Annotated in this window: 9 protein-coding genes; 1 reads left to right on the forward strand and 8 read right to left on the reverse strand. The window is 74.1% G+C overall.

Features of this window, described 5'->3' with window-relative positions; all coding sequences use genetic code 11:
* Positions 1 to 6: 6 nt before the first annotated feature.
* From ACQEUX_RS22250 to ACQEUX_RS22275, 6 genes are all read right to left on the reverse strand, one after another.
* Complete coding sequence (locus ACQEUX_RS22250; RefSeq protein ID WP_433051578.1) at positions 7 to 1,161, reverse strand: FHA domain-containing protein; 1,155 nt, start codon at positions 1,159 to 1,161, stop codon at positions 7 to 9.
* A gap of 248 nt (positions 1,162 to 1,409) precedes the next feature.
* Positions 1,410 to 2,462: a fatty acid desaturase family protein gene (locus ACQEUX_RS22255; protein WP_433051580.1), complete on the reverse strand. Its 1,053-nt coding sequence runs from the start codon at positions 2,460 to 2,462 to the stop codon at positions 1,410 to 1,412.
* 136 nt (positions 2,463 to 2,598) lie between these two features.
* Complete coding sequence (locus ACQEUX_RS22260) at positions 2,599 to 6,060, reverse strand: SCO7613 C-terminal domain-containing membrane protein (protein WP_433051583.1); 3,462 nt, start codon at positions 6,058 to 6,060, stop codon at positions 2,599 to 2,601.
* A gap of 48 nt (positions 6,061 to 6,108) precedes the next feature.
* Positions 6,109 to 6,429 carry a divalent-cation tolerance protein CutA gene (gene cutA / locus ACQEUX_RS22265; RefSeq protein WP_433051586.1) on the reverse strand — a complete coding sequence of 107 codons (321 nt, stop codon included), beginning with the start codon at positions 6,427 to 6,429 and terminating at the stop codon, positions 6,109 to 6,111.
* A gap of 9 nt (positions 6,430 to 6,438) precedes the next feature.
* The gene (locus ACQEUX_RS22270) at positions 6,439 to 7,455 is read right to left on the reverse strand and encodes a 1-acyl-sn-glycerol-3-phosphate acyltransferase (RefSeq protein WP_433051589.1); all 1,017 of its coding nucleotides are present in this window, start codon (positions 7,453 to 7,455) and stop codon (positions 6,439 to 6,441) included.
* Positions 7,455 to 8,288, reverse strand: coding sequence for a patatin-like phospholipase family protein (locus ACQEUX_RS22275; protein ID WP_433051592.1), 834 nt, complete (start codon positions 8,286 to 8,288; stop codon positions 7,455 to 7,457). The genes ACQEUX_RS22270 and ACQEUX_RS22275 overlap by 1 nt, the downstream gene beginning before the upstream one ends.
* Before the next feature lie 164 nt (positions 8,289 to 8,452).
* On the opposite strand from ACQEUX_RS22275, the gene ACQEUX_RS22280 reads away from it, so the two are divergent.
* A complete protein-coding gene (locus ACQEUX_RS22280) occupies positions 8,453 to 9,904 on the forward strand; it encodes a protein kinase domain-containing protein (protein WP_433051595.1) in 1,452 nt (483 codons plus the stop codon).
* Between the two features lie 26 nt (positions 9,905 to 9,930).
* On the opposite strand, the gene ACQEUX_RS22285 is transcribed toward ACQEUX_RS22280, so the two are convergent.
* Together ACQEUX_RS22285 and ACQEUX_RS22290 are read right to left on the reverse strand one after the other, a co-directional pair.
* Positions 9,931 to 10,986 carry a glycosyltransferase family 4 protein gene (locus ACQEUX_RS22285; RefSeq protein WP_433051598.1) on the reverse strand — a complete coding sequence of 352 codons (1,056 nt, stop codon included), beginning with the start codon at positions 10,984 to 10,986 and terminating at the stop codon, positions 9,931 to 9,933.
* 157 nt (positions 10,987 to 11,143) lie between these two features.
* Entirely contained in the window at positions 11,144 to 11,815 is a 672-nt protein-coding gene (locus ACQEUX_RS22290) for a BON domain-containing protein (RefSeq protein ID WP_433051601.1), read from the reverse strand.
* Between the last annotated feature and the right edge of the window lie 155 nt (positions 11,816 to 11,970).

The following is an 11,970-nucleotide window of genomic DNA, read 5'->3' on the forward strand; positions in this document are numbered from 1 at the left end:
CTCGCGTCAGGGACGGGGTAGGCGCATGGCCATCGTCGGGGCCTCGGCCATCACCGAGGTGGGGCTGAACGAAGCGCCGGCCGGCAGTTCCTCGGCCCGACCGATCTGCACCCCGGGGTAGAGCTCCACCATGTCGCCCTCGCCCAACACCCGGGACTGCTGCGGAGCCAGGGGGACCCGGTCCGACTCGGACATCGAGCCGGCCGGGCGGATGCCGGAGCCGTTGGTGCTGACGTCGGTCACGATGACCTCGCCGACCCGCAGCTCGAAGCGGACGTGGCCACGGCTGATCCACCGCCGGGCCTCATCGTTGAGCCACTGCCCCAGCATGATCCCGCCGTCCTGCTCGGGGGCGCGGCCGGCCACCACGGGCTGCTCCTCGCTCAGCACGAACCGCCGCCGGACCAGGCCGCCGACGCGCACCGCGAGCACCTCCGTACGCGGCCGAGGGCCGGCGTCACCGAGCCGTACGCCGTGCCGGGGGCAGGTCGCTACGCCATTGCGCAGCGCGGGCGGCGGCTGCCCGGCGGAGCTGCGTTCGACCACCCGGGCCAGATCGGCGAAAGCGCCGCCCCCACCACCGCTGCCGAACAGCGCGCAGCCCGACTCCGGGCAGCGCCACTGGCGGGCCAGCAACTTGGCCCCGGTCGACGAACGCTTTCCCGCCACCGGGGCGTGGCCGCCACCGACGTGCGCGATGAACACCGGCCCGCCGGCGCCCGGCACCGGGGCGAGCACCCGACCGGGCTGCTCGACCAGCCACGGGAACCGACCACGCAGCCCATCGAAGCGGACCCGGCTGAGCACCGGCAGCCCGAGCAGGTCGGCGACCTCCAACATCCGGTCGCCCGGGTTGTCGAGCACCTCGACGAGCCCGTCGTCGGCCCAGCGCCGGACCACCATCCGCTCGTTGGAGGTGAGGTCGGCGTCGGAGAGCAGCGCCCGGTGCACCACCGCGTAGACCTGGACGCTGTCCTCCTCCAGCTCGCGGGAGAGCGCGTCGATGACCATGCCGAGCCGCAGCAGGCTGGCCGGCCGGCCACCGTCGATGTCCTGGTAGCGGATGACCTCGGCCAGGTCGAGCACCGCGCGGGCCAGCGACGGGTCGGTGCAGACCCGGCCCTCGATGGCGTCCAGCACCTTGCTGATCTCGAATCTCATCGGGCGCTCCAGATGATCTCGTCGATCCGCCGGGTCGGGGACCAGCCCATCAGCCCGCCCAGCTCGTCTCGCACCGCTCCCGCGGTGAGCAGGTCTGCCATGCGCCGACCCTACCGGGGGCCGCGGACGGCATCGACCAGCGGTAGCAGGGTGTTCGATGCGGGCACCACACGCCGAAGTGGGGGCGGTGCCACCCCGGCACCGCCCCCACCCTCCGTGCGTGTTCAGCCGCGCAGCGGCCGTTTCGTTCAGCCGCGCAGCGGCCGACCCACCTCGTGCAGGTGACCGAGCGCCTGCCGGTACGACTCGACCAGCCCGGTCTCGGCGTACGGGATGCCCTGCTCGACGCAGTAGGCGCGGACGATCGGCTGGGCCCGGCGCAGGTTGGCGCGGGGCATGTTCGGGAACAGGTGGTGCTCGATCTGGTAGTTGAGCCCGCCCAACGCGGTGTCCACCAGCCGGCTGCCGCGGACGTTGCGGGAGGTGAGCACCTGCTTACGGAGGAAGTCCAGCTCGTCCTCGGCGGTCGGCATCGGCATGCCCTTGTGGTTCGGCGCGAACGCGCAGCCCATGTACAGGCCCCACAGCGCCTGGTGCACGACGGCGAAGAGCAACGCCTTGACCGGCGACATGACCGCCAGCAGCAGCGCCACATAGCCGGCGGTGTGCGCGACGAGCAGCACCGCCTCGACCGCCCGGTGCCGCATCGGAGTGGTGTACCGGCCGTCCGGTTCCCGGCCGATGATCGCCCGGATGCTCGCCACGTGCAGGCTCAGCCCCTCCAGCAGCAGCATGGGGAAGAAGAAGTACGCCTGCCGCTGAGCCATCCAACGGCCAAACCCACGGGTCTCCAGCGCCTGCTCGGGCGTCCACACCAGCGCGCCCGCGCCGACGTCCGGGTCCTCGTCCTCGTGGTTCGGGTTGGCGTGGTGCCGGTTGTGCTTGTCGACCCACCAGCCGTAGCTGATCCCCACCGCCATGTTGCCGGCCACCAGCCCCACCAACTCGCTGGGGCCGCGCCGACGGAACATCTGGCGGTGCCCGGCGTCGTGGCCGAGGAACGCGACCTGGGTGGTGGCCACCGCCATCAGGGCCGCGAGCGGCAGCTGCCACCAGGAGTCGCCGAGCAGGAACACCGCCACCCAGCCGGCCACGAAGGCCCCGAGGGTGAGCACGATACGGGTGACGTACGAGCCGGGGCGTCGCTCCAGCAGGCCCGCCTGGCTGATCCGTCGGGACAACTGTGCGTAGTCACTACCTCGCCGTTGTACCGGCGGTTCCGCCACCGCTCCGAGCGCCATCGCTGCTCCCGTTCCGCTTGCGCCCGTACCGGTGTGGTTCGGGGCTATTGTCAAGTCTGCCGAGAGCAGTAGCGGTGAGTAACCCTGACAGCCCCCGAATGGGGGGTAGGGCGAGCCCTACCCCCGGCCGTTCGGCTCAGCCCAACCGGCCCACCACGGCGCGCAACCGTGCCAGGTCACGCCGCCGCCGCTCGTAGGTGGCGGCCAGCCCGACCAGCGCCAGCCCGCCGACGCCCAAATAGATCCACCGGGGCAGCAGATCCCAGCCTCGGGCCAGCTCGTGCAGCGCCAACAGCGCCAGCACCCCGCCACCAAGCAGCACCGGTGCCTGCCAACGACGGGTCGCGCCGGCCAGCACGACGCCCAGCGCCGCCGCGCCGAGCAACAGTCGCCGCCACGGCTGCGGGTCCGCACCGGCCAGCACCGACACCAGGCTCGGCAGCAGCGCCGCGACCAGCCCCGGGCCGAGGGCCGGCCAGCTCGTCAACCCGGGCCGGGTACGCAGCGCCAGCAGACCCGCGCCGAGGGCGAGCGCCGCGGCCGGCAGGGTGTACGCCTCCAGCACTGTCACCCCGCCGGCTGCCAGCAGCACCCACGCCCCGAGCAACTCGCTGCCGGCGGCGATGCCGGCGAACGCCCACCGCCGGCTGGCCGGCTCACCTCGGCGCAGCAGCCGCAGCGCGACGGCGGCACCCCAGAGCACACAGACGGTGGCGAGATGCCGTGCCACCTCGACGGTGAGCACCGCCGCCACCAGCGCCACCGCCTGCGCGGCAGCGTCCAGCACCCGCCCGACCCGGGCGGGCGGCAGGGCCGTGGCAGCCGCGCGCACCGGGCTTGTCACGGCGGCGACAGCCAGCACCAGCGCGGCCACCGCCAGCAGCGGGTACGCCGCCGCCCGCAACGGCAGCCCGCCGGCGAGCGGGGCGGTCACCGCCAGCGCGGACGCCGCACCCACACCGGCGAGGCAACCGGCGAGACGCACCTCGACCGCGCGCGCCCCGACGGCGACGACCACCGCCGCCACCAACAGCACCCCCTCGGCAGCGAGCGTGCCGGCCCGCGTGGCCAGCAGGCCCACCACGCCGGACGCCACCAGCACCACCCCGACCGGTACGGCGATCGGTGCGAGCGCCGGGCGGGGCGCGGACAGTGCGGTAAACAGCAGTGCGGCCACCCCGGAGAGCAGGACGGCAGCGGGCAGCACCGGCCACGGTGCGCCGAACGCGACGAGCAGCACCGGCAACGCGGCCCCGACGAACGGCAACGCGGACAGCGCCGATGGGCGGACCCACCGACCGGCCAGGACGGCGGCAACCGCCAACACGGCCAGCGCCGTCCCGACGGGGAGCGCCGCCGGGTCGGAAACGACCCCGGGCACCCCCGACCAGACCGACCCCCGGCTGCCGTACGGCGACACGAGCGCGGTCAGCACCGTCGGCAGGGCCGCCAGGACAGCGACCGACGCCAGCGCGACGCCCGACGCCACCACCAGCCCCGACCGGGCCGGCTGGTGGGCCACGGCCTCCGGTCGGTCCCACCGGACGACGAGCGCGACCCCCAGCGCCGCCAGCGCGGCGTACAGCGCGAGTGATTCGTTCCCCGCCCCGACCAGCGGCGCGAGTCCGGGCACGGTCACCGCGACCACGGCACCGGTCACCGCGTACCCGGTCAGCTCCACCCGGTGACGACGTGCCGCGAGCACCACGAGCAGCGGCAGCCCGGCGGCGGCCAACGCGAGCCGGGCCTGCCACCAGGGTGGCGCGCCCGCGGCGAACAACGCCGCCAGCGCGATCCCGGGCAGCGCGAGCTGCGCGACCAGCAGACCCGCACCGGCGACCCGCCGGTACGGCCCCACGCCCCGTCGCACGGCCAGTGCCAGCCCGACCACGGCGATGACGCCGAGCGCCACCAGGACACCGGCCGGGGTGGCCAGGGCGATCAGCAGCCCGTGCCCGAGCAGGACGGCACCGCCGAGCGCGCGGGTGAGCAGGAGGGCCGCGCGGGTCGCCGGGCGGGCCAGTACGACGAGCAGCAGTGTGACCCCGCCGGCCAGGTCGACGGCCAGCACCGCCGGCCAGGCAGCGGTCCAGCCGGCGGGCAGCGCGAGCAGCACCGCCACCGCGCCGGCTGTGGCGAGCACCGCCCGCGCACCAGAGGGCAGCAGGAGCATCGTCGCGCCGATCGCCAGCGCCACCGCGGGAGCCAGCTGCCAGCCCCAGTCCAGATCCGGCCCTGTCCCGGCCCCGCCCCACGGCGGCATCGACCGGCCGACGGCGGCAACCGCGAGCGCGGCGGCGACCAACACGGCCACCTGTGCGGTGCCCGCCGCGACCAGCAGAGCGCCAACGCGCGGACCGCTCCGCCAACCACCGGCACCGGGCACCTCCGCTCGGATCGTGCCCGCCAGCAGCCGCACCGCGACGGCCAGCCCGAGGGCCACCGTCGCCGCCGCGAGCAGCAACAGCGACGGCCGCAGCTCGGCCACCGGCCGCAGCACGGCGGCGGCGAGCACCGGCACCAGCAGCCCGGCGGCCACCGCCCGCAGCGCCCGCCCCCCGACCAGCCAGGCCGCACCGAGCCCGGTCAGCGCGGCCAGCAACAGCGGCAGCCCGGCCAGCAGTGGCGAGCCCGCCGCCCGCCCGCCGAGCAGCGGCACCAGGGCGCAACCAGCGGCAGCGACGAGAGCGCCGACATGACCGATCCCGGCCAGCACCCGGCCGACGAGCTGAGCAGCCCCGTCCCGGCCGCGCAGCCCGGCCAGTACAGCCAGGTTCAGCAGCGCCACCCCGAGCAGGACCAGCGCCCAACCGGCCGCGCCCGGTTCCGCCTCGGCGGCGAGCAGCGGAACCACCGGCTGGACGGCCAGCAGGGCGGCGAACCAGGGCCCGGTCAACCCGCTCCACCGGCCATACGCCAGGGCGACCGCCGCGCTGGCCCCCCCGACCAGCGCGGCGTACTGGCTGCCCGGCCAGCCGGCCACGCCGGCCAGGTCCACCGACCAGGCCGCGTAACCGTCCAACACCACCAGCAGCAACCCGACCGCGGCGAACGTCTCCGCCGTGCCGCGCAGCCCTCGGCGGACCGCGAGCAGCGGTACGGCCAGAGCGAGCGCGGTGAACACGGCCAGGATCAACGCCCGCCCGCCGACCCCCACCGCCGCCCAGGCCACCGCGGTGAACACCACCGCCGCCGTGCCCAGCAGGAGTCCACCGAGGACGAAGAGCAGACCCTGGACGGTCCGGGTCGAGGTCTCCGCCGCACCCGGCGCCGAATCCGCCGTGGCAGCCGGAAGCGGGCCGACGGGCGGCACCGGCCCGACGAGAGGTGCTGGGCGCGCCACGACGGAAGCAGCCAACCCGGCGCGCACCGCCGCCGCCAGCTCGGCCCGCCGCCGCGAGGTGACCGACAGGCGTCCGGCCAGCTCGGCGTACGTGCGGCGAGCCCGCTCCACCTCCGGCTCGAGCTGGGCGATCTCCCGGCCCAGCCGGACCACCTCAGCGGCGATCGGGTCGGGCGCCCGGAGACAGCCGGTGCAGCCGGTGCTCAGGTCGGCCGGAGCGCCGCAGGCGGGGCAGGGATAGCGGGTGTCATCCACCCGGTCATCATCGGGAGCCGACCAGGGCGTGGCCCAGAGTGCGCGTACTCAGGGTCTGGTGTGCTCGTGCACCCAGGTGGCGTAGGCGGGATCGCCGCTCTCCACCCTGGACACCAGAATCTCCGGCACCTCGTACGGGTGGCTGACCCGGATCTGGTCCACCAGCGCGGAGAGCCGGTCCGGCGAGGTCTTGAACTGCACCGACCACTCGGTGCTGGTCTCCACTCCGGACCGCCACCAGTAGGTGCTGTCCACCTGACCACCCACCTGGGCACAGGCGGCGAGCCGGCCAGCGACGGCCGCCGCCGCCAGCACGTCGGCGACCGAACGCGCGTCCACCACCGTCGTCACCACGCAGATCTGGTCCACGACCGCACCCTACGCGGCGCCATCCCGATTGGCCGCGATCCAGGCGTCGATCTGCGCCCACCAGTCGAAGAGCCAGTCGATGCGTTGCTGGCGTCCGACCGGTACGTCCTCCGGAGGAACCGACCAGAACCGCATCACGATCCGCTTGTCCATCGGCAGCTCCCGCCACACGTCGGCGACGGTGAGCATCCGGTCGAGCCCGGTGTGGGCGACGAAGATGACCCCGGCGTCCGGGGCGGCGTCCAGCGCGGCGAGCATCCCGCCGGGCTGTGGGGCGAGCACGTGGCGCATCCGTTCGGCGCGCAGGGCCATCCGTTCCAGGCCGAGGGAACGCAGCCGGGCGATGGCGCGCAGCCGCCGTTTGGGGGTGAAGTTGCCGCCCTCGGGGAAGATCACGAACGCGTCGTTGTCGTCCAGGCCGCTGGCCAGGTGCCCGACCTGGCGTACCGTCTCCTCGCCGCGCTCCGGCGTCGGTGCGATGAACCGGTTGGGCAGCCGGTTGAGCAGCACGTCGATCGCCGGGTCCCACTGGAGGCTGTCCTTGAGGACGATCCGTGGCTCCCGGTTGAACCAGTTGACCAGCCCATGGATCAGGATGAACGAGTCACCGGGCCCGGCGTGCCGACAGAGCACCAGCTCAGGCCGCCCGGGCAGCGCGGTGTCCGGGTCGGTGCCCACCACGTCGATGCGCAACCGCAGTGTCCAGTGGGCCTGCCAGAACAGCACCCGCAGGAACCAGCCGGCCAGCACGTAGTGCGCGCGCTGGAAGGACGGGGACCGGGTCCGCCAGCCGAAGCCGGAGGCGACCCAGAGCAGGAAGAGCGCGAGGAGCGCGGCGGCATCCCAGACCAGGTAGACGCAGCCGATCCAGAGCAGCCGCAGCGGGCGCAACCGGCCCGGGACCAGCGGGGAGGCGGCCGCGGCGAGCAGCGCCCAGACCGGCAACGTGGTGACCACGACGAACGCCAGCACCACCACGGCGGGGGCGATCAGCACGCGACGCAGCCACCTGGGAGGCAGCGGCATCACCGCTCCACGTGGGTGGCGAGGTAGCGCCGCGAGGCGGTGTACGCCCGGCTGATCCGCCGTCCCACCGCCGCCATGTCCCGGTACGCCCACGGGGTGTCGTCGCGGGGGTTCAGCCCTCCGGTCGGCAGGACGTGCACCTCCACCCCCTCGGGCAGCGCCGCCATCTCCCGGAAGAAGCGGTGCCGGCGGGAGATCTCGAACGCGACCTGCGCGATCTCCCAGGGCCGTCGGGGCGGCGTCAACTCGCGTTCGATCCGGCCCACCTGGAGAACGAAGACCTGGCGAGCGCCGACGGCCACCGCCTCGCCGATCGGGATGGAGTTGACGATGCCGCCGTCGATGTAGTGCGCGCCGTCGATCTCCATGGGTGGGAGCAGGCCCGGCACCGAGGCCGACGCCAGCACCGCCGGCACCACCGGGCCGCTGTCGAACCAGTGCTCGGCGGCCCGTTCGATGTGCGCGGCGCAGCAGCGGAACGGCACCCGCAGCTCGGCGAAGGTGGTGTCCACCCCCAGCTCGGTCTCGAGCAGGCGGCGCAGCGGCCGGGGTGAGTGCAGGTGGGTGCGGGCGGCGAAGCGGCGCAACTGCCGGGCGACCGAGTCGCCGTACACCTCGCTCGCCTCCGGCGAGGCCCAGAGCCGGACGAGCCGGTCGGTCACCGCCTCCGACGGGTCGGCGGCGACCAGTGCTCCGTTCACCGCGCCGATCGACGTGCCGAGCACCATGTCGGGTTGGATGCCGGCGCGGAACAGCGCTCGCAGCATGCCCACCTCGACCGCGCCGAGCACTCCCCCGCCGCCGAGCACGAACGCCACCGGTCCCCCCGCCATGCCCCTCATCCTGGCACGCGCCCGCAGCAGACCGGCCGGCCACCGTCGCCGGGCGGTCGGCGCACGCCAGGCGCCACCCGTCGACGGGGACGGCGGCGGCGTTGACAGGCAGGAGACATTCGCGCAACCTGATACCGCTCCCACCCCCGAGGCAGGTGCGATCCGTGACGGCAGCACTGCACGCGGGCCGCCTGCTGGCTCGCAGATACCGACTTCTCGACCAGATCGGCGCCGGCGGCATGTCGGTGATCTGGCGTGCCAGGGACGAGGTGCTGGACCGGGTCGTCGCGCTCAAGGTGCTCGCCCCGTCGCTGGCCGCCGACGCGCGGTTCCGGGGCATGGTGCGCGAGGAGGCGCGGGCCGCCGCCCAGTTGGTGCACCCACACGTGACCTCGGTGCACGACTACGGCGAGACGGTCGCCGAGGACGGTTCGATCACCTCGTTCGTGGTGATGGAGCTGCTCAGCGGCGAGGAGTTGAAGCTGCGCCTCACCGAGGGGCCGTTGCCGTGGGCCGAGGCGGTACAGGTGGGCGCGCAGGTCGCGGACGCGCTGGCCGCCGCGCACCGGCTCGGCATCGTGCATCGGGACATCACCCCGGCCAACGTGATGCTGACCGGGACGGGTGTCAAGGTGCTCGACTTCGGCATCGCCACCCGGATCGGCGCACCCGACGAGGACGAGGACGGCGAGACCTTCGGCACCCCGGCGTACGTCGCCCCGGAACGACTCGACGGCGCTCCGGCCCAGCCGTCCACCGACGTGTACTCACTCGGCGTCCTGCTGCACGAGGCGCTCACCGGCCGGGTCCCGTACCCGGCGGACACCTGGGAGCAGCTCAGTGCCGCCCTGGCCAGCGGCCCGCCGCCGACGTTGGCCGAGCTGCCGGAACTGCCCCCACCGGTGGCCCGGATCTGCCTGCGCAGCCTCGCCCGGAACCCGGCTGATCGACCGACCGCCCGGCAGGTCGCCACCGCGCTACGCGACCAGTTGCTGCCGGCGGATGCGCCGGCTGTGACCGTTCCGGCGCCCGACCGGCACCTGCCGCCGCGGCCGGTCAGCGTCCCGACGGCAGACGGAGAGACGGCGGCCGTGCCGGGCGAGACCGCGGCCGAGGCGACCCGGCCGCGACAGAGGCTGGCGCTGCTGCTGGTCACGGCGGTCCTGACGGTCGGGGCGATGCTGACCGGCGTGGCCCTCCTGCCCGATCAGCAGCCGGCCCACCGGATGCAGCCCTCGGCCGGCCCGGTGACGAGCCCACCGAGCGACCCGCCGGCCTCCACACCGTCCGGGCCGACCGCGTCACCGTCGGCGAAGCCGAGCACCGGCTCACCGACCTCCGATCCGGGCACCCTGGTCGAGGCCGCCAACCGGGTCGACGCGCTGATCGACGCCGGGTTGAGCGCCGGGGAGATCCGTGCCGACATCGGCCTCGACCTGCGCAACGAGCTGCGCAACCTGACCGTCGCGGTCAGCGCCGGCCGCGACGAGCTGGCGGCGCCGGTGGCCCGGCTGCGCGAGAAGGTCGCGGTCCGCCTCGGCGAGGGTGGTATCAGCCCGGCGTACGCACAGCGCCTGGACGCCGCCATCGCCGAGTTGGGTGCGGCCCGGGTCTGACCGCGTGTGAACCAGCGCGGGCCAGGTCAGCGGGCCGACACCCGGGCCGATTCGCGGATGTCGTGCCGGCCGGCCGCGAAGCGCCGGTAGACCTCCGCGTAGCCGTACGCCATCCGCTCGACTGAGAAGTTCTCCGCGACGTGCGCCACGCAGTCCTCCGGGTCGAGCTGTGCTGCCGCCAGCAACGCTCCGGGTAGCTCCTCCGACCGCTCACAGACCAACCCGGTCACCCCGGGACGGACCAGCTCCGGCACCGCCCCCCGGTTGAGCGCCACCACCGGCGTGCCGGTCGCCATCGCCTCCAGCATCACCATGCCGAACGGCTCATCCCACTGGATCGGCATGATCAGGCAGCGGGCGTCGACCAGCATCCGCAGTGTCTCCGCGCGGTCGGCGTTGAGCACGACGGTCACGTCGTCGTCGATCAGTGGCGCGACGACCTGCTCGTAGTAGCGACGCTCGGCCGGCTCGTTGCACTTGCCGGCGAGCAGCAGCGGCAACCCGGCGGCCCGGCACGCCCGGATGGCGATGTCCGGGCCCTTGTCCGGGCTGAACCGGGCCAGCCACAGCACCGGCCCCGGGCCGGGCTCGGTCTTGCGCGGAAAGCCGCGGATGTCCAGCGCGTTGTGCACCGTGCCGGCCCAGGGCAGGCCGGGATTCAGCCGGCGCTGGGCGTGCGAGATCGCCACCAGGGCAACTCCGGCGTCGATGTCCCCGAGCACGTCCCCGTACTCCCCCACCGGGTTGCCGTGGACGGTCGCGACCGTGGGCACGGCCCGGCGGCCGGCAACCAGCGGGCCGATCGTGGTGTGGTCGTGGATCACGTCGAAGTCGGCCGCCGTGATCAGCCGGTTCACTCGGGCCAGGTGGGCCAGTTCGGGCAGCGACTCGCCGAGTCGTTCGTACTGGACCTCGGGGACAGTGGAGACGAAGCCGTCGGCGGCGGTGCCGTGGTGGCCACCGGCACCGAACAGGGTCAGCGCGTGCCCCTGCATCGTCAGCGCGTCCACCAGGGCCGCGACGACCTGCTCGAGACCGCCGTAACCGGGCGGTGGAACGGACAACCAGGGTGGAACCACCATCGCGATGCGCAATGACCGCTCTGTCGGGCGGCCCGCAGGCGAGTGGTTCACGGCCACGAGTCCTCCCCGTTGGTCCCCGATGCGGCGTCACCGCCGGTCGGCATGGTCGGGGGCGGTTTCCCTGTGACGGCCGGGGTAAACCGGACAACGCGGACGCTCACCCGCCCACCAGGAGTTGGTCGTGGACCACCCGCACCCCCGGCGCGGACCAGGCCACCCGCTCGACCTGGTCGCGTTCCCACCACGAACGGACCACCCCGGCGAGGACCAACGTGTCGCCGTCCACCTCGACGGTCACCCGCTCGGCCCCGAGCGTGCGCAGCAGCGCCCGCTGCACGTCCCGGCGCAGCCGATCAGTGGCCGGCGGCGCCGGAGGTCGCACCTCGATCAGGTTGGTGATCCCGCGTACGCCGTCGAGCCGGCGCAGTTCCCCCTCCGCGGCGCGCCGCTGCCACCCGAACTCGACCTCGCCGCGGAGCATCACCCAGCCCTTGGCCACGGTCACGTCCAGCCGCTCGGCGGGTACGAAGCTGTCCCACTCCAGTGCGCGGGAGGCGGCGATGGCTACCTCGGAGTCGGTACGCCCCGGCGTTCCCGGCAGCCGCACCTCGATCTCGTCGGTCACCGCCCGTACGCCACGAACCCGCTGGACGCAACGGGTCGCGGCCCAGCTGCGTGCGGCGCCGTCCACGAATCCGGTCAGGGTGACCACTCCCTCGTCGACGGTCACGCCGATCTCGTTCGGTTGCAGCCGGGCGTCCCAGGCCAACTCCGCCAGGACGTCGCGTTGGATCCGCTGGTCGTCACGGACATCCACCACCTCGGTCATGGCACCCACCCCCGGTTTCGGTTGCCGAGACTCGCCCGATGAATCTGCCGGCGATACGGGTGACGGCGGTTCACCCGATCTGGGTGAACCGCCGTCGGGCGGAAAAGAGCGGCGGGTGACGGAGCCAACCCCCTTGGCCCCGCCACCCGCCGCCG

The sequence above is a fragment of the Micromonospora sp. CA-259024 genome, from assembly GCF_050936255.1.
Classification (GTDB): Bacteria; Actinomycetota; Actinomycetes; order Mycobacteriales; family Micromonosporaceae; genus Micromonospora.